This is a genomic window from Amycolatopsis sp. WAC 04169 (assembly GCF_003947535.1).
Taxonomy (GTDB): domain Bacteria; phylum Actinomycetota; class Actinomycetes; order Mycobacteriales; family Pseudonocardiaceae; genus Amycolatopsis; species Amycolatopsis keratiniphila.
Genome location: NZ_QHJI01000011.1, coordinates 12687 through 30857 on the forward strand (window position 1 = coordinate 12687; position 18171 = coordinate 30857).

General features: G+C 68.7%; 12 protein-coding genes. 5 read left to right on the top strand and 7 right to left on the bottom strand.

Annotated elements, in window-relative coordinates:
• Positions 1 to 14: 14 nt before the first annotated feature.
• A complete protein-coding gene (locus DMC61_RS29590; RefSeq protein WP_125693179.1) occupies positions 15 to 884 on the top strand; it encodes a TetR/AcrR family transcriptional regulator C-terminal domain-containing protein in 870 nt (289 codons plus the stop codon).
• A 91-nt stretch (positions 885 to 975) separates the two neighbouring features.
• Positions 976 to 2109, top strand: coding sequence for an SWIM zinc finger family protein (locus DMC61_RS29595; protein ID WP_125693181.1), 1134 nt, complete (start codon positions 976 to 978; stop codon positions 2107 to 2109).
• Here DMC61_RS29595 and DMC61_RS29600 read toward each other — a convergent pair.
• The 3 genes from DMC61_RS29600 to DMC61_RS29610 all read right to left on the bottom strand — a co-directional run bounded on the left by DMC61_RS29600 (position 2092) and on the right by DMC61_RS29610 (position 6173).
• Positions 2092 to 4539, bottom strand: a complete 2448-nt coding sequence (locus tag DMC61_RS29600; protein WP_125693183.1) for a DUF6493 family protein — start codon at positions 4537 to 4539, stop codon at positions 2092 to 2094. The genes DMC61_RS29595 and DMC61_RS29600 overlap by 18 nt on opposite strands.
• 111 nt (positions 4540 to 4650) lie before the next feature.
• The gene (locus DMC61_RS29605) at positions 4651 to 5640 is read right to left on the bottom strand and encodes a malate dehydrogenase (protein ID WP_016334432.1); all 990 of its coding nucleotides are present in this window, start codon (positions 5638 to 5640) and stop codon (positions 4651 to 4653) included.
• Positions 5641 to 5684: 44 nt separating this feature from the next.
• Positions 5685 to 6173, bottom strand: coding sequence for a MarR family winged helix-turn-helix transcriptional regulator (locus DMC61_RS29610; RefSeq protein ID WP_125693185.1), 489 nt, complete (start codon positions 6171 to 6173; stop codon positions 5685 to 5687).
• A gap of 383 nt (positions 6174 to 6556) precedes the next feature.
• Here DMC61_RS29610 and DMC61_RS29615 point away from each other — a divergent pair, with 383 nt between their 5' ends.
• Positions 6557 to 7198, top strand: coding sequence for a DUF4360 domain-containing protein (locus DMC61_RS29615; protein ID WP_063273945.1), 642 nt, complete (start codon positions 6557 to 6559; stop codon positions 7196 to 7198).
• A 222-nt stretch (positions 7199 to 7420) separates the two neighbouring features.
• Positions 7421 to 8065 carry a DUF4360 domain-containing protein gene (locus DMC61_RS29620; RefSeq protein ID WP_016334429.1) on the top strand — a complete coding sequence of 215 codons (645 nt, stop codon included), beginning with the start codon at positions 7421 to 7423 and terminating at the stop codon, positions 8063 to 8065.
• A 71-nt stretch (positions 8066 to 8136) separates the two neighbouring features.
• Here DMC61_RS29620 and DMC61_RS29625 read toward each other — a convergent pair whose 3' ends face one another.
• Genes DMC61_RS29625 through DMC61_RS29640 form a run of 4 tightly spaced genes read right to left on the bottom strand, consistent with a single transcriptional unit; the run spans position 8137 to position 15043 of the window.
• Complete coding sequence (locus DMC61_RS29625) at positions 8137 to 10224, bottom strand: FUSC family protein (protein ID WP_125693187.1); 2088 nt, start codon at positions 10222 to 10224, stop codon at positions 8137 to 8139.
• Positions 10221 to 13301 carry a GH92 family glycosyl hydrolase gene (locus tag DMC61_RS29630; RefSeq protein ID WP_125693189.1) on the bottom strand — a complete coding sequence of 1027 codons (3081 nt, stop codon included), beginning with the start codon at positions 13299 to 13301 and terminating at the stop codon, positions 10221 to 10223. The genes DMC61_RS29625 and DMC61_RS29630 overlap by 4 nt, the downstream gene beginning before the upstream one ends.
• A 55-nt stretch (positions 13302 to 13356) precedes the next feature.
• Positions 13357 to 14115 (bottom strand): SDR family oxidoreductase, encoded by a 759-nt coding sequence (locus tag DMC61_RS29635; RefSeq protein ID WP_125693191.1) that lies wholly within the window; start codon positions 14113 to 14115, stop codon positions 13357 to 13359.
• A 31-nt stretch (positions 14116 to 14146) separates the two neighbouring features.
• The gene (locus DMC61_RS29640) at positions 14147 to 15043 is read right to left on the bottom strand and encodes an RNA polymerase sigma-70 factor (RefSeq protein ID WP_125693193.1); all 897 of its coding nucleotides are present in this window, start codon (positions 15041 to 15043) and stop codon (positions 14147 to 14149) included.
• A 265-nt stretch (positions 15044 to 15308) separates the two neighbouring features.
• On the opposite strand from DMC61_RS29640, the gene DMC61_RS29645 reads away from it, so the two are divergent.
• Positions 15309 to 17981 carry a M36 family metallopeptidase gene (locus tag DMC61_RS29645; protein WP_233595004.1) on the top strand — a complete coding sequence of 891 codons (2673 nt, stop codon included), beginning with the start codon at positions 15309 to 15311 and terminating at the stop codon, positions 17979 to 17981.
• The last annotated feature ends 190 nt before the right edge of the window (positions 17982 to 18171 follow it).

The window sequence follows — 18171 nt, forward strand, 5'->3', positions numbered from 1 at the left end:
CAAGGGAGTAACGGGTGGCGGAAGACGACGCGCAGCCGGATCCGGAGCGCGCGATCGAGCTGCTGTGGGGGACGTCCGAGCCGGAGCGGCCCGGGTTGAGCCTCGGCCGGATCGTCGCGGCGGCCGTCGAGGTCGCGGACGCCGAAGGGCTCGCCTCGCTGTCGATGCGCAAGGTCGCGGAACGGTTCGGCACCACCACCATGTCGCTCTACCGGTACGTCCCCGGCAAGGCGGAACTGGTGGAGCTCATGCGTGACGCGGTGTACGGCGAGTTCCCGATGGGGTCTTCGGACGGGCTCGGCTGGCGAGCGGGTCTCGAACGCTGGGCGCGGCGAGCCTGGGAGATGCACCACAGGCATCCGTGGCTGGTCCACAGCGCCGGTTCCCGCCGCCTCCCGGGGCCGAACATCATGGCCGGCTACGACCACGCGCTGGACGTGGCTTCGCGTAGCGGTTTGGCGCCGGCGGAAGTGATCGCCGTGGTGAACCTGGTGGGCGGATTCGTCGAGTCGGCCGCGCGTCAGGCGGGGGAGGCCGCGGAGCTCCAGCGGCGCACGGGGGTGACCCATGAGCGCTGGTGGAGCGAACGCGAGTCCCTCTTCGAGCGCCTGGACCGCTATCCGGCGCTGGAGCGGCTGTGGAAGGCCGGAGGAATGGATGCTCCGCTGGACGCCTTCGAATTCGGCCTGCGGAGGACCCTTGACGGTATCGAGGCGCTCGTCCGAAGCCAGGGGAGTGAGGTAATCAGTGACGAAACCGGGGGAGGGGAGTGCGTCGTGTGCGGTAAGCCGTTGGACGGGGGAGGACGGGGCAGGCCTCGGGACTACTGCTCGCGGGCGTGCCAGCAACGCGCCTACCGGCGTCGTCAGGCTCAAAGTGTATAACGACCTATTCAGCCAGGCAATTGACAAGATCAACTTCAAGCCAATGGCAAAACCCGCAAGGACTGTCGGGGGCCCTGGCTAGGGTTGCCCGGTGGTCACCGAGGTCTTGCTGGAGCAGTTGGAAGAGGACGCCCCGACGTCCGTGCTTTTCGAGGGTTTTCTGGAGCCCGGAGCGCAGGCGGCCCAGGCGCTGCTCGTGCTGGGGAAGGTCGCTCGCACCCGGTTCTGGACGCCGCCGTCCATGGTGAAGCGATTGATCGCCGAGTCCGATCCGGTGTTCACCGCGGACCGGACGACGCTGCGAGCGGAGGCTTTCTCGCCGTGCTGCGGTGTCTACGCCAGGCTCGATCTGCTGGAGGCGGGTGAGCTCGGTAAGGGTTGCACCAATGTGGACCTGTCCGAGGCGACGCGGACGGTCCTGGCCGGGGTCGTCGCACAGGATCCGTTGCACCTGACTGTTCGCGGCGAAGGAATCCGTCTCCGCACTCTTGACGGGCAGAACGACGAGTCCGTGGTGCCGTTGCCGGATCGCTGGGTGTCCGGTTTCGCCGAGGTCGCCGCTGTCACGGCGAGTGCGGTCGAGAAGGCGGAGCTGGACAAGACGGAGGCGCGGAACTTCCTGCGGAAGCTCCCCACTTCGGTCGGCAAGTCTTGGGCGGTGGCGTCGGGCCGTGGGCTCCGGCTGACGTCACGGCCGGGCCGGGACTCGATTCCGGCGACCGGGCTCCATCGGTTGCGGATCGTCGAGCCGCTCACCCGGTTCGTCGAGGGGCTGACCGTCTACACGCGACCGGACAGCGAGGTCGCGACTTGGGTGCTTCGGTTGGAGCGTGCGCGGCTCGTCGTCACGTTGTCGCCGGAGCCGTCCCGCGGTTTCTCGGGCGAAGGCGGGTGGCTGAACGCGCTGGCGGCGGGGCTCGAAGCACCGGAACTCGTCGCGGGGCGCGCCGGGCACGACGTCGTCGACGGCACGTGGTTCCCACGCGAGCTCCCGAGCGGCGCTGCTCCGGCGAACGGCCGGCTGGCGAAAGCCCGGGAGCTCGTTGCCGCCGGAGCCGTCCGTATGTTGCCGGACGGCGGCTACGAGATCATCCGCGCGGGCTCGGTACAGCGTGTCCGGCTTTCGCCCGCCGGATGCACGTGTGCGTGGTGGGCCAAGCACCAGGAGAACCGAGGGCCTTGTTCGCACGTGCTGGCGGCCCGGATGTCAGCCGCCGAGGCGTGACGCCGCCTTCGCCGCTTTCGAGCTGCCCTTGAAGCCTGCGAGCCATTCCTTCGTTTCGGCGCTGATCGTGCCCGCTCCACGGTCCACGAGGTCCGCGGCGAGCTCCAGCAGCGCGAAGATGCCGCGGTGGGAGGGCGCCAGCTTCGGCAGCAAAGTGTCCAGTGTGGACAGTACGGCGATGGGGTGTTCGTTCGCGACGGTCGCGAGCCGGGGTGCCAGCCGCGTGATGATGAGCTGCGAGCCGAGTACGCCCAGCGCCTCGCCGAGCGCGCGGGGGCCGAGCATCCGCTGCTCCAGCAGGGTGAGCACGGCGTCGGTCCCGAGTTGGACGGCGGCGGGGCGTTTCAGTGCGAGAGTGGTGGCGAGGAGCATCGTGCCGGGGAGGCCCGGTACCGAGGGGCTGTCGAGGAACGGTGGCAGCGCGGCCTTCTCCACGGGATAGCCGACTTCGATGTCGTTGAAGTAGAGGTTCCCGGCGACGGTGGCTTCGAGGTGGTCGCGGTCGTACGGGGAGGAGACCGCTTCGTGGCATTCGGTGAAGCCGAGCCATTCGGGGGCCCGGCTCTCGAACGGGATGCCCAGCCAGGGAACTCCCGGTGAGACGGGTTCCGGGGTTTGTTCGACGTTCAGTGTGTTCGAGCCGTAGTCGGTCAGGCCGGCTTTCGCCGTCCAGGTGACGGGCGGTCCGGGTTCGCCGCGGAGTGCGGCGGCGGGGTCGGCGGATTCGGGGTGCCGGGCGCGGGCTGCGGCGAGGGCGGTCCAGCCCGTGTGGTCGATGGCCGGTCCGCCGAGGGCGTAGCGGATCGTGTCGGCGTGCGGTCCGGTGAGATCCGCGGCGAGCGCGAGGGCCGCGGATCTCGTGTCGGGGGCGAGCCGGAGCAGTGCGTCGGCGACGTCGTCTTCTGCCGCGTCGGGGTGTTCGAGCATGCGGGCGACGAAGACGACCGGGTCGAGCCAGCCGCCATGGTGGGTGGCGGCGGAGACGGGGACGGCGGTGCCTTCGAGGAGGGCGGTGATCCGGTGGTGGAGGGGACGGCGCCAGCCGTCGACCTGCGGTAGCGGGGCGACGTCGCGGCCGGTGAGGCCGAGGACGAGGGTGGCGATCATCTTCGGTACCGCCGCGCTGTACTGCTGGTCGACGATTCGGGCGGCGCGTTTCACCAGCGGTTTTAGGGCGTCCTGGAGCTCGCCGGCGACACGGTGGGCGCCGTCGAGGGCGGCCAGGAGGAGGTCTGCCTGGTCGGGGTCGGCGAGGAGGGAGGAGAGGGCTTCGGCGACCGCGGCCGGGGTGTCGGGGACTTCGAGCGGGACGGTCAGCGTTTTGCGCTGGTCCCACGGCGTTCGGCTGGGTTCCGGGTACTCGGTGGTCTCGATGACGGGTGGTGCCTCAGGGGTGACACCGAGCCGGGCGGTGGCGATGGCGCGGACGTCGGAGGCGTCGTGGGTGATTGCCGCTTCGAAGACTTCGTTGGCGAGGCCGGTGAGTTCGGGGCGCCGGTCGGCGATGCGGCCGGCGAGTTTGAGGGCGAGTTTGGCGGTGGCGGCGCCGCGTCCGGCGGCCGCGGCGGGGAGGTGCTGGAGGGCGACTTCGTCGTCCAGTGTGCCTTGTTTGTCCACAAGGGACAGTGCTTTGACGGCGAAGGAGACGGTGCGGGGGAGGCTGCTTCCGCACAGCCGGGCGTAGCGGTGTTGAGCCGCTGTGCGTTCGTCCGGGGTGGGGGCGAGCGCTTCGTGGAGCGCGGAGTACCACTGGGCGCGGAAGGCGGCGAAGTCGCGGGCGAGGACGTCCAAGGTGAGGTCGAGGAGCCGGGTGCGGTCGAGTTCGCCGGTCTCGGTGAGTTCGAGCAGCGCGGTGGACCATTTGTCCTCGTCGCGGACGTACTTGTCGAAGGCGGCGAAGCTGCCGTCGCCGTTGCCTTCGATCGTGAGCAGTTCCCAGATTTCGGTGAGGGCTTCGCGTTCGGTCCGGAGCCGTTCGGCGAGTGGTTTCCCGCCGAAGCGTCCGGCCCAGCGGAACCAGGCGGCGTGGTACTCCGGTGTCCGGATGGGTTCGAGGTCGCCATCGAGGATCATGCGGCGGATGGCCTCCCAGGCGGTGTGGTGGCCGATCATGCGCAGCGCGATCGTCTTGCGTTCGGTGAGCGAGCGGTCCTGCAGGACACGTTCGAGGATCGTGGGTGAGGGGATCCAGAGTTTGCGCAGCAGGGGGTCGCTGGCGGGGAGGGCGGTCCAGAGGGCGGTCGCGGCTTGCTGGGCCCTGAGCGGGTTGCGGGCGCCGTAGGTGTCGGGCTTGATCTCGACGAACTCGCGGCTGTCCTTGAAGGCGGCCAGGAGTTCGGGGACGAGGGCTTTGCGCTCGGCGGGGGAAAGTTCGAGGGCCCGGGTGAGGACTTCCGAGGGCTGGCCGGTGAGGAGCTCGTCGAGGTGCACGGGCCCATTGTGTCGTGAGTGGTGAGGACGGGTGCGCCGCACTCACGAGATCGAAGCCGGAAGGCGGCCGCGTCCCGGGGGACACGGCCGCCTTCGTGAGGTGGTTCAGGCTCAGATGAGGCCGAGCTTCTTCACCGCGTCGCGCTCTTCGGCCAGCTCGTTGACCGAGGCGTCGATGCGGGCACGCGAGAAGTCGTCGATCTCCAGGCCCTGGACGATCTTGTACTCGCCGTTCGCGGCGGTGACCGGGAACGAGGAGATCAGGCCCTCGGGGACACCGTAGGAGCCGTCGGACACGACCGCCGCCGAGGTCCAGTCACCCTCCGGGGTGCCGTTGACCCAGGTGTGGACGTGGTCGATCGCCGCGGAGGCGGCCGACGCCGCGGAGGACAGGCCGCGGGCCTCGATGATCGCCGCGCCGCGCTTGGCGACGGTCGGGATGAAGTCGTCGGTCAGCCACGCCTGGTCGGTGATGACCTCGGTGGCGGCCTTGCCGGACACCTCGGCGTGCGCGATCGACGGGTACTGGGTCGCGGAGTGGTTGCCCCAGATCGCGACCTTCTTCAGCTCGGTCACCGGTACGCCCAGCTTCTTCGACAGCTGCGCGAGGGCGCGGTTGTGGTCGAGGCGGGTCATCGCGGTGAAGCGGTCGGCCGGGACGTCCGGCGCGTGGGCCTGCGCGATGAGGGCGTTGGTGTTGGCCGGGTTGCCGACCACGAGGACCTTGATGTCGCTCGCCGCGCCGGCGTTGATGGCCTCACCCTGCGGCTTGAAGATGCCACCGTTGGCCTCGAGCAGGTCGCCGCGCTCCATGCCCTTCGCGCGGGGACGAGCGCCGACGAGCAGGGCGACGTTCGCGCCCTCGAAGGCCTGCTTCGGGTCGTCGAAGATGTCGATGCCCGACAGCAGCGGGAACGCGCCGTCTTCGAGTTCCATCGCGGTGCCCTCAGCCGCCTTGACCGCCTGCGGGATCTCCAGGAGCCGCAGCTTCACCGGGGTGTCCGGGCCGAGCAGCTGACCGGACGCGATGCGGAAGAGCAGCGCGTAGCCGATCTGGCCGGCCGCACCGGTGACGGTGACGTTGACAGGGGCTTGGGTCATTGCGGTTCTCCAGCTTGAGGCGACATCGACTTTGTACCGCGATGCTAGTCCTGTCCCGAGTCGCCGTCCGGGTGCGTCCAGTCACTGTTTTCTTGATCGATGCCGTCGGCGGTCACGTTCGCGGCGAGTCGCGAGAGCAGCGCGGCCAGCGTGGTGATCTCGTCGTCGCTGAATCCGGCCCGGATCCGTTTGTCGTGCGCGATCGCAGCCTTCGCCAGCCGGTGGAAGACGGTTTCACCCTCGTCGGTGAGTTCGACCACGTGCACCCGCCGGTTGTCGGGAGCGCGCCGCCGGGTGATCAAGCCCGCACTCTCCATGGCGTTCAGATGATGGGTGAGCGTGGCGCCCTGGATGCCGACCGCGGCCGCGAGTTCTCGCTGGTTGGCCACGTGCCGGGTCTTCAGTGTGATCAGGATCTGCCAGACGGGCTGTGAGCCCCCGTCGGCGGCCAGTGCCGGATCGAAGGCGCGTCCGACGGATTTGGCGGTCTTGGCGAGGACGACCCCGATGGGTGCCGCGGTGGGTTTCTGCACGTCAGGAGCATAGTGCATGAATCTAAGGGTTTGATGTCTAATCATTTGGCATCTAACCGCGAAGGAGTCGAACGAAACGGATGGAACACCATGCGCAGTACGGAGAGCGAGATCCGCGACGGCGACCGCCGGCTTGTCTCCACGAAATCGTCAACGGCGAAGCCGCGAAAGCATTTTCCATATCGTGCGAATCTAATGGTGTTTTCCGGTGCCGACGGTGTTCTCAATGACTCCGGAAAACGGTTACAGTCCATAATGTGTTTTCATGAACCGATTGCCGAGACGGTTTCGTCCGATCGGCGGGCGGCATCGTGATGATCGACTCGCTAACATGAGTCCGCCCAGTTCCCCGCCCCCCGTGTGGAAGTTTTGGGAAGGACCCCATGCTCAATGCAGTGGTTGCCGCCGTATCTCTTTTCTCGTCGATAATAACGCCGAACAGTATGTCCCCGCCGCCCGGGCCGCCGCCCGATCGGGTCGTCATCGACGTCGTCACCGTCAATGGATCCGGCTGTCCGCCGGGTTCGTCCGCGGTGGCCGTCGCCAGGGACAACACTTCCTTCACGGTCACCTACAGCGAATACACCGCGCAGGTCGGCGTCGGCTCGAAGCCCACCGACTTCCGGAAGAACTGCCAGCTGAACCTCAACATCCACGTGCCGCAGGGATTCACCTACGGTATCGCCAGCGCCGATTACCGCGGTTTCGCCTCGCTCGAATCCGGCGCCAAGGCATTGCAGCGGGCGAATTACTACTTCCAGGGGAATTCGCCGACCGCACAGGTGAGCCATCCCGTCAACGGGCCGATCTCGGACAACTGGCAATTCCGTGACGAGGCCGAAGGTGGCGTCATCATCTACAAGCCGTGCGGCGAGGACCGGAATCTCAACGTGAACACGGAACTGAGGGTCGGCGCGGGTTCGTCGGATCCGAAGAAGACCACCAGTTTCATCACGATGGACTCCACCGACGGCGCCTTCAAGACCACCTACCACTTCTCGTGGAAGACCTGCCCGACCTCCTGACCTCTCCTCCAGGGTGACGGCCTGCTTCCCGGTCCGGAAGAAGGCCGTCCCACCCATGCCCGGTCAGGGCCTTGGCCGCTCTGAACGAGGACTTCACCGCTCGTCGCCGCCCCTGCCCGGCGGCGACGAGTCTTCTCGACGACCCCATTTCCGGCGGACGGCGGGGAAATCGCCTCGCTGAATCCCCCGATCCCGCCGTGTCGAAGCTTTGGGAAGGATCCCATGCTCAACGTGCTGGTCGCTGCCGTAACGCTTTTCTCCTCGGTCGTCACCCCGAACGCCTGGGTGCCGCCCCCGTTACCGGCCGACAAGATTGTCATCGATGTCGTGACGGTCAACGGAACCGGATGCAAACCCGGTACGGCGGCCGTTTCGGTATCACCGGACAACACCGCGTTCACGGTCACCTACAGCGAATACACCGCACAGGTCGGCGTCGGCGCGAAACCGACCGATCTGCGCAAGAACTGTCAGCTCAACCTCTATGTCCACGTACCGCAGGGATTCACCTACGGTATCGCGGGCACCGATTACCGCGGATTCGCGTCCTTGGCGGCGGGAGCCACCGGACTGGAACGGGCCAATTACTACTTCCAAGGCAATTCGCCGACGTCGTATGTGAACCACAGCCTCAAAGGCCCGTTCGAGGACAACTGGCAGTTCACCGACAACATCGAAGTCGGCGCCATCGTCTACAAACCCTGTGGTGAGGACCGGAACTTCAACATCAACACGGAACTGCGGGCCGCGGTCGGCACTTCCGATCCGAAGAAGACCACCAGCTTCGTCACCATGGACTCGACCGACGGTTCCATCAAGACCACCTACCACTTCTCGTGGAAGAACTGCCCGAAACCGAAGAACTGAAGTCACGTGAAGGCCCCCTTCACCGCGCTAGACGCGGTGAAGGGGGCCTTCACGTGACTCGGCCGAGGTCGTCACGACTTCCCGGACGGAGCCGGATCCGTGGCCTCCACCCCGAACACCCGCCCCAGCGCGATCACCGTCTCGTCGAGATGCCCGAAACTGGTCAGCACCGAACGCGCCCGCGGATCGTCGATCCGGTCCGCCACCGGTGTCCCGTCGTCCCGCACCAGCGTCCCGTGCCCCGAACCGCCGGGATCACCGATCGCCTCCCGCAGCACGGCGATGTTCGTCCGGATCCGCCCGGTGTACAGCAGGAGCCGGTCCGCCTCGTTGAGCAGCAGGCCCGCCTGCGACCGCGCCGCGACGTGCCGGGCGCGGAAGGCGATCGTCTCCACCGTCGTGAGCACGTGCCAGCCGTAGTCACGGCGGCTGCTGAGGTTCACCGGATGCGTCAGCGGCTCGATCGTCGTGCGGACCTTGGCCACCGCCCGGTCCAGATCACGCGACTTCTCGATCACGCTCACGTTCTCCGCGCCGGACAACAGGCCCGCGGTCTTCTCGACGAACTCGTCCAGTTCCTCCAGCAACGCCGAGACGTCGTCGAGCATCACCGCGCGCGTGCGCACCGGCACGATCACCACCGCCGCCAGCACCCCGGCCGCCGCGCCGACGGCGGTCTCCGCGACTCGGATCCACAGCACCTCGAGGCTGAACGTCCCCAGCAGGCTGTACAGCAGCCCGAGCATGCTGGTGATGAAGAACGCCATGATCACCTGCGACACCCGCGCCATGTAGACCATGCCGAACACGCACACCAGGATCAGCGCCAGCGTCGCGGGCACACTGCCGGACACGAGCAGCGTCAGCACCAGCCCGCCCACGATCCCGATCAGCGTGCCGCCGATCCGCCGGACCCCCTTGACGAACGTCGCCCCCGCGGTCGACGAGCCGATGAACACCACGAACACCGTCAGCACCGCCCAGTACCACCGCTGGCTCGACACCAGCTCCCCGCCGAGCACGGCGAGCCCGCCGCCCACCACGGCCTGGATGGCGCTACGTGTCTGGTTGTCGTAGGCGAACGCCGACGACTTCTCCTCGTCGGGGTCTTCGGGATCGTCGGCGGCATCGGAGACGTCGTGCTCGGCGACCCGCTGCGCGCGGACGTCGGCCAGCGCGAGTTCGGCGAGCGCGCGCCGGACGCCGTCGCCGGGCGCGGCGTGCTCGTCGATCCGGCTGCCTTCCACCAGCATCTTGCTGAACTCTTCGGTCTCGCTGATCAGCGGCAGCTCTCGCGGGTCGCGCTCGATCAGCGACCGGAACCGCCGCATCCGCGCGATCAGATCGTCGCGGACGTCGTCGTCGAGATCCTCCGCGCAGGTGCGCTGCACCGTGATCGTCAGCCACTGCACCGCCAGCTCGACCTCGATCGCCCGGCGGCGCAGCCGGTTCACCGAATCCGCGCCGGTCACCTCCGGTGCGGTGTCCTCGATGAGCAGCACGGACTCGTGCATCCGGGCGTTCGTCGTGCGGAGCCGCTTGCGGGTGCGCTCGCTGCCGCCGACCGCCAGGTGGTCCTCCGCCGCCCGCACCACGGCGGCGAGCCGGGCCCGGAACGCGCGCCGGATCCGCAGGAACTCCGCGTCGGTATGCCGTCGCAGCAGCACGAACCGGACCACCGCGTTGGCCGCGATCCCGATGGTCAGTGCCAGCAGCAGCACCGGGACCTGCTTCAGATGCGTCTGCAGGAACATCGCGAAGAAGAACAGGAAGAACGACAGCGAACCCAGCGCGATCCCGCGCGAACCGAATCGCTGCGCGTAGACCGCGACGAAGATCAGCAACACGAACACGATGCTGTCCAGCGGCGGCACCGCCGCCCCCACGCTCGCCGCGGTGAGCGACGCCGCGCCGAGCACCAGTCCCAACGCCAGGGTGACCGCCTGCTGGCCCGGGGTCTCGTCGTTGACGGTGAAGGCGGACGTCATCGCGGCGATCGCGGCGACGAGGACGACCGTGAGCGGCTGATGGAACGGCAGGATCGCCAGCACCGCGACCACGATGCTGAGCACGGCCGAGAAACCGAGCCGGAGCCGGACCAAGCCGGGATCGGAGGCGACCAGACGGTCGGTCGTGGCCTGGGTGATGCGGGAGATCATCGGGCGAGCAGCTCTCCTTGGGCGAGGGTGACCCGCCGGGCGGTGGACGAGGTGACGCGAAGACGGTATCGGGCGTGCTTCACCGGCCCGGCGAGGGCGAACGGCCGCGTCTGACGGCGCCAGCGGAACTTCTCGCCCTCGCGCTGGTCCAGCAGCGTCCAGTGCTCGCCGTCGTCGGAGCCCTCCAGTACCCACGACCGCGGATCACCCCGCCGGCTTCCCGAGGTCAGCGTGTACATCACCACCTCGCGCGAGGCGTCCTCGACGGGGAACTCGATGACGGGTTCACGCCCGGGGAAGGTGATCTCGGTCTTGGTGGTGTCGTCGAACAGGGAGCCGTCGGCCACCGTGATGTCCGTGAGCGGGCTCGGCGCGGCGGGCTCGGCGGGGAAGCGGCCCCACTCCGACGGCTGCTCGCCCATCGTGAACTTCAGCACCGCGCCCTCGGCCAGCACGGAATGCGCGAGCGTGCCGCTGTCGTGCGGTTGCCCGTCGATCGTCAGCCCCTGGACGTACACGGTGTCCTCCGTGTTGCCGGGCGCCTCGATGACCAGGTCCTTCCCGTTCTCCAGGTGGACGGTCGCCTTCGTGAACAGCGGCGAGCCGATCACGTACTCGGGGCTGCCCATCGCCAGCGGATAGAACCCGAGCGCGGCGAAGACGTACCAAGCCGACATCTCGCCGTTGTCCTCGTCGCCCGGATAACCCTGGCCGAGGTCGCTCCCGACGTAGAGCCGCCGCAGGACCTCCCGCACGATCCGCTGGGTCTTCGACGGCGCGCCCGCGTGGTGATAGATCCAGGGAATGTGGTGCGACGGCTGGTTGGAATGCCCGTACTGTCCCATCCGGACGTCGCGGGCCTCGGTCATCTCGTGGATCAGCCCGCCGTAGGAGCCCGGTTTGCGGCCGGTCTCCGGGGTCGCGAAGAAGGTGTCCAGTTTGGACTCCAGCGCTTCGGTGCCGCCGTGCAGCGCGGCGAGCCCGGCGCCGTCGTGGGGAACGGAGAACGCGGTGTTCCAGGAGTTCGTCTCGGTGAAGTCGCCGCCCCATGCCTCGGGGTCGTAACCCGCGGCGCCGAAATGACGGCTCCCGTCTCGGTTGCGGCCCTGGAAGAACCCGATCAAGTGGTCGAAGTGGTTCGCGTACTGCTGCGAGCGCTGCCGGAAGTAGACGGCGTCGTCGCTCCGTCCGAGCGCCTCGGCGAAGTTGGCGAGGCCGAAGTCGTTGACGCAGCCCTCCAGCGCCCACGACAGGCCTTCGTGGACCGACGTCGGCGTGAACCCGAGGAAGATCGACTCGTGCAGCCCCTTCCGGCCGACGCTCTGGCCGCCCGGTGTCACGGTCGCGTTCTTCAGCGCCGCTTCGTAGGCGGCCTCGACGTCGAAGCCGCGCACGCCCTTGAGGTACGCGTCGGCGAACGCCACGTCGGAACTGGTGCCGGTCATGAGGTTGGCGTAGCCGGGGGAGGACCAGCGCGAGATCCAGCCGCCCTCGCGGTACTGCTGGACGAACCCGTCGATCATCCGCCCGCACCGGCCCGGGGTGAGCAGGGCGTACGCGGGCCACGTGGTGCGGTAGGTGTCCCAGAAGCCGTTGTTGACGTACATCTCGCCGTCCACGACCTTCGCGCCGGTCCTGGTGCGTGAGCTGGGCCAGAGGCGGCGGATGACCGGGCTCGCGTGACGGACGCCCTTCGGTGTGTCCTCGTGCGCGGAGTTCGGATACAGGAAGAGCCGGTAGAGGTTGGAGTAGAACGTGGTGCGCTGGTCCTCGGTCGCGCTCTCGATCTCCACCCGGTCCAGCACCTCGGACCACCGCGCACGGGCCTGGTCACGGACCTGCTCGAAGCTCGTGCCTGCCGGGATCTCCTGGTCGAGGTTCCGCTTCGCCTGCGCGAGGCTGATCAGCGACGTCGCGATCCGCATCGTCACCTCGCCTGCGGCGAACTCCAGGAACCCGGTCACCGTGCGCCACACCGGACGACGGATCCTCCCGCCGCGTTCGGCCGGGACGTCGAACTCGGCGTACACGAACATCCGCCGCGCCCCGGCCGACAACCGGCTGCGGACCCAGGTGTGCCCGGTGACCACGCCGTTCGCCGCGTCCAGGCGCAAGCCACCCCGGTTGCGGGCGTTGTCGAACAGCAGCCAGCCGCGATCACCCGGGAAGGTGAAACGGAACAGCGCCGCATGATCCGCCGGGGCGATGTCGGTGGTGACACCGTTGGCGAACCGGACACCGTAGTGATGCGGCCGGTCGATCTCGTCGTCGTGGGAGAACGCGAGCGCGCGGCGGGACCGGTCGGCCTCCACCTCTCCGATGCCCGGCATCACCTGGAAGGTGTGCCGGTCGCCCATCCACGGGCTCGGCTGATGCGACAGCGCGAACGCCTGCAGTGCCGGCCGGTTCGCGGCGTCGTTGTGCCGGTGGTAGCTGTAGATCCAGTTGGTGGCGCTCGCGTCGGTGACCGGGGTCCAGAAGTTGAAGCCGTGCGGGATCGCCGTCGCGGGGAAGTTGTTGCCCCGCGAGAACTTGTCACTGGAATGCGTGCCGCGCGTGGTGCGGACGTGATCGACGGGCTCGCGGCTCTCGATCGTGCGCTCGGTGAGCCGGACGTCGTCCACCCAGCCCGCGCTCTCGCCGTCCGGCGGTTCGCTGACCAGGACGATCCGGGTGATCCGCCGTCCGGCGAACTCACCCAGCCGCCGGCGCACGAGATTCCACTGGTCCACGTACAGCGTCTTGCCCAGCCCCTGCTCCGTGGCGCTGAACCCGGCCGACGTCCCGTCGTCGAACTCGACGTCCAGCGCCACGAAGGTGCTGCGATAGCCGGGCACGTCGGACTCGGCCTCGGGGAAGACCACATAGGACAGTTCGGTGTGGCCGGTGACCTCGACGTCCACTTCGAACAGCGTCGCGCGCAGCGTGTTCTCGTAGCGGAGCGCGTGCGCGCCCGTGAACCCGACGCCAGGCTTGGCAGTCGGCGACGAACGCGGCCCGGTGCCGACGCGCAAGGCCGGATCCACCGGCTGCGGATCACCCGTTTCGAAGGAGGAGAAGAACCCGGTGATCGTCACCAGGCCACCGTAACTCCCACGCGTGCGCCCGGCTCGGTGTGCCGCATCCAGAGGACTAAACGCGTGAGGCGAGGAACTCCTCGAACGTGCCCGCACCGGTCGCGTTCTCCGGGGTCAGGTTGCCGCCCGCCCGGAACGCCCTGGCCGCCTTGCCCGGCACCCACAGCGACAAGATCGGCTTCCGGCGCCCCACCGAGCGCTGATACGCCTCCGCCAGGTCACGCGCGGTCCGCACCTCCGGGCCGCCCATGTCCGGCACCCGCCCCGACGGCTCACCGGACGCCAGCGCGACCAGCCGGTCCGCGACATCGCCGGTGCTGACCGGCTGGAACCGGAAGCCCGAGGGCATGATCGTCACCGGCAGCCGCCGCTGCGCCGACGACGCCCGTGCGACGAGTTCGTGGAACTGTGTCGCGCGCAGCACCGTCCACGGCAGACCGGACTCCTCGATCACCTTCTCCGAGGCCAGCTTCTCGTTGTAATAGAAGAATCGGATCACGTCGATACCGACGATCGAGATGTACACCACGTGCGGATTTCCCGCCCGCTTCGCGGCCTCGACCAGGTTCCGCGTCACCTGCTCGTCCCCGCGGCCCAGCGTCGACGCGCAATGGACGATCGCCGACACCCCGTCGACCGCTTCGGCGAGACCGTCACCGGTCTTCAGGTCACACCGCGCCCACTCGTGCCGCTCGTCCGCGGGCCGAGGCCGCCTGCTCATGATGCGGACCCGCCGCTCTTCGGCCGCCAGCCGCCCCACCACCTCACGGCCGAGGTCGCCGGTCCCACCGGTCACCAGAATCGGGTTCGTCACCTTGGTCCTCCGTTCACGAGAGCCTCCACCCTCAAGAACCAGCGGGCCACCCGGAACGTGACAACTGCCCCGACAGGAACGCGAGCTTGTCCGGATTCCCGACCGCGCGCAGCCCGCGGATCCGGCCGTTCACCACCTCGAACCCGAGGATGCCGAACAGGACGTCACCGGCCGTCGCGACCACCGCCGGGCCGCCGTTGACCTCCAGGATCTCGATCGACACCTGGCCGGCACCGGCGAACATCCCGGCGTACAGCCGCGCGACCTTGGCCGCGCCGTGCACCGGACGCCGCGCCGCGGTGACCTTGCCGCCACCGTCCGACCACGCCGTCACGTCGGCGGTGAGCAGACTCTCCAAAGCGGGCAAATCGCCGTCCCGCGCCGCGGACAGGAAGCTTTCGACCAGCTTCTCGTGCTGTCGCGGGTTCGAAACCCGTCGCTCATCCGAGCGGTCCAGCGCCTTTCGCGCACGGCTGTGCAGCTGACGCGAGTTGACCTCGGAGACGTCGAGGATCCCGGCGATCTCCCGATGGCTGTAGGCGAAGGCCTCCTTCAGCACGAAAACCGCGCGCTCCACCGGGCTGAGCTGCTCCAGCAACACCAGCATCGCCAGCGACACCGAATCCCGCTGCTCCACCGTCTCCAAGGGACCGAGCACATCGGTCGAGGTCAGAACCGGCTCGGGCAGCCACGGCCCGACGTACCGCTCGCGCTGCGCCCTGGCCGACGTCAGCCGGTTCAGGCAGAGATTGGTGACCACCTTCGCCAGCCACGCCCGCGGCGACGCGATCGACTCGCGATCGGCGCCCGCCCACTTCGGGTAGGCGTCCTGCACGGCGTCTTCCGCCTCCGCCGCCGAACCGAGCAGGCGATACGCGAGCCCGAACATGGCGGGCCGCAGCCGCTCGAATTCCGTGGCGCTGTCCATCGTCCCCTACGAATCCCTCTTGAATCCACTGTGGACACCATCCTGCCGGGGGTACCGCTCACCGGGATTGCGGTACCTGATCGGCGCTGACGTCCGCTGTGACTGTATCGGTACGAATGGAACGTCTGCGTCACCACCGAGAGAGGGGTCTGGAGTGACGTCACGTTCGTCGCGTTCGTGTGCCTCGCTGTGCGCCGCGACCGCCATCACCGTATTAGCGCTGGTCACAGCGCCCCAAGCCGGTGCGGCACCGGCACCGGGCGCCGTGCACACCACACCGGACAGATCCGGGAAGGACGTCGATGTCCGTGACACGGCGAGAACCAGTCCGCGCGTGCTGGCCGCGCACGACCGGCTCGCGGCGTCGCGGGCGAACTCCGTCGCCACCGCGCGGGCGGAACTGGGCAATCAGGCCCTGCTCGACTTCGACGAGCTGACCGGCACGCCCCGGGTCCTGGCCCGCACCGACGGCTTCCTCACCGGACCGAGCGGAAAGTCACCCCGTGACGTCGTGCTGGACTACCTGCGGGACAAGGAAGGCCTCGTCGGCCTCAGTACCGCCGACACCGCGAAACTGAACCTGCGCAAGGATTACGTCGACGTCGAAGGCACGCATCATCTGTCCTTCACCCAGTCCGTCGGCGGGGTTCCGGTGTTCGGCAACGGGTTGAAGGCACACGTCACCAAGGACGGCAGGCTGATCCAGCTGGACGGCGCGCCCGTGCGCGACCTTCCCGCGTCGCTCGGTGCGGCGACCCTGGCCGCACCCGGCCCCGACTCGAAGCAGGTCGCGTTCTTGACCGGCGACGGCATCCGTCCCGCCTGGTACACGCTGGCCAAACCCGCCGTGGACCAGATGTTCCAGGAAGTGACCGACGCCGGCACCGGGAAACTGCTCTACCGCAAGAACCTGGTGAACCACGCCAATGACGCCGATGGTGCCAAGGGCCTCGCCTGGGAGGCTCAGCCCGGCCCCCAGAAGCAGGTCGACCTGAGCCGGAAGGGCTGGCTGCCCGCCGACGCCAAGACACTGGACGGCAACGTCGCGCACGTCGCCGCCGACGTCAACGGCGACCAGAAGTTCCAGCCGCAGGAAGAGATCGGCCGGAACACCGACGGAACCTTCCGCTACAGGTTCACCGACTTCAACGCCGTCGTCGGCCCGCCGTGCTCGACGGCGAGGCCCTGCTCCTGGGACCCGAAAACGCCTGGTTCGTGGGCGAAGAACCGCGAACAGAACGCCGTGCAGGCATTGGCGTACGTCGGCAGCTTCCACGATCACCTCGCCTCCTTCCCGATCGGTTTCACCCGCGAGGCGGGCAACTTCGAGAAGGTCGACGGCGACGCCGTCCAGGTCCACACCCTGCTCGGCGCGCAGACGCCGGGCTACTACAACAACGCGTTCATGGGTACCCCGCCGGACGGTCAAGCGCCGACGATGGGGATGTTCCTGTTCCGCGACCCGAGGGATCCGACCGATCCGTTCCTCGCGGCGAACTCCGCGGACGACGCCACGATCATCCACCACGAGTACACCCACGGCCTGTCCAACCGGCTCGTCGTCGACGCACAGGGCAACTCCACCCTGAGCTCCCTGCAGTCCGGCTCGATGGGCGAGGCCTGGAGCGACTGGTACGCCTTCGATTACCTCGTCGGGCGCAACGCGATCAAGGACACCTCGGCACCCGGTGAACTCCTCGGCGGCGACTACGTCAGCAACGGTGTCCCTCTCGCCCGCACCCAGCCGCTGGACTGCCCGGTCGGCGCCGGTGCGCCGCAGTGCCCCGGCACGCCCGGAGCCGGCCCCGGCGGCTACACCTACGGCGACCTCGGCCGGATCATCGGCTTCCCCGAGGTCCACGCCGACGGTGAGATCTGGGCGAGCACGCTGTGGGACCTCCGCTCGGCGCTCGGGGTGCAGCTGACGCGAGCGCTGGTCACCCGCGCGATGGAGCTCTCGCCCGCGGCGCCGTCGTTCCTCGACATGCGGAACGCGATCCTGCAGGCCGACACGGTGATCAACGGCGGCCGCGCGCACGCCAAACTGTGGAAGGCCTTCGCCGCCCGCGGCATGGGCTACTTCGCCGCGTCGATCACCGGCGCCGACACCGCGCCCGCCGAGGACTTCTCCACCCCGCCGCCCGCCGGCACCCCGACCGGGACCGTGACCGGCAAGGTCACCGACTCCGAAAGCGGCACCCCGATCGCGGGCGTCGCGATCCGGTTCAGCGGGCACGACTCCGGTTTCGCCGGTTCGCTGTCCGCGGTCACCGACGCCGCGGGCGGCTACACCATCCCCGGCGTGCTTCCCGGCACCTACCCGAAGGTCTACGCCTCCGGCGGCGGCGCGGACAGCGAGACCCGCGCGGTCTCGGTGCGGTCGGGAACCACCAAGGTCGACTGGGCGCTGCGGTTCAACTGGGCGTCCCGCGACGCGGGTGCCGGCGTCACCGCGTTCAACGGCGAGGACTTCACCCCGTACGGCTGCGGCCCCGGCGACCTCGCAGCCTCGTCGGCGCTCGGCGGTGGCGGCTGGTCGACCGACAAGGTCGTCGGCCCCGACGGCAAGATCGAGACGCGCTTCGTCACGCTCAAGCTGGGCAAGCCGGTCAACGTCAGCGCCATCGAAATCGACCCGGCCAACGTCTGCGGCGACGACCCGCCCGCCGCGGCCAAGGACGTCACGGTCGAGACCTCGGTGGACGGCGCGACCTGGGTGAAGGCCGGCACCGGCGACTTCAAACCCGCCGACCTGAACAAGCTGACCGCGCTCCAGCTCGCGCCGGGCAGCGCGACCGGGGTGCGCTTCGTGCGGCTGACCGTTTCGTCCAACCAGCTGTCGTTCTATCCGGACAGGCCCTGCTCGCCACAACCGACGACGGCCGGGTGCCTGTACATGGACGTGCAGAAACTGGCGGTGCGGGGCGCCGCCGCCTGACCCGTCCACCGGCCTCACGTGATCGAAGGCGTAACTCGCGTGATTGAGGGCGGAGCTCGCGTGATCAGGGGCGGAACATCGAGTTCCGCACCCAGTCACGCGAGTTACGTCCCTGATCACGTGAGTCACGCCCTCAATCACGCCGCGCTCCGAGTGGCCAGTCCGTGAAGGCCTCCTTGAGGGAACCAGA

Coding starts and splice junctions, on each gene's coding strand:
- DMC61_RS29605 (WP_016334432.1), bottom strand. CDS start 5,640: ATGACCCAAGCCCCTGTCAACGTCACCGTCACCGGTGCGGCCGGCCAG.
- DMC61_RS29615 (WP_063273945.1), top strand. CDS start 6,557: ATGCTCAATGCAGTGGTTGCCGCCGTATCTCTTTTCTCGTCGATAATA.
- DMC61_RS29620 (WP_016334429.1), top strand. CDS start 7,421: ATGCTCAACGTGCTGGTCGCTGCCGTAACGCTTTTCTCCTCGGTCGTC.
- DMC61_RS29625 (WP_125693187.1), bottom strand. CDS start 10,224: ATGATCTCCCGCATCACCCAGGCCACGACCGACCGTCTGGTCGCCTCC.
- DMC61_RS29640 (WP_125693193.1), bottom strand. CDS start 15,043: ATGGACAGCGCCACGGAATTCGAGCGGCTGCGGCCCGCCATGTTCGGG.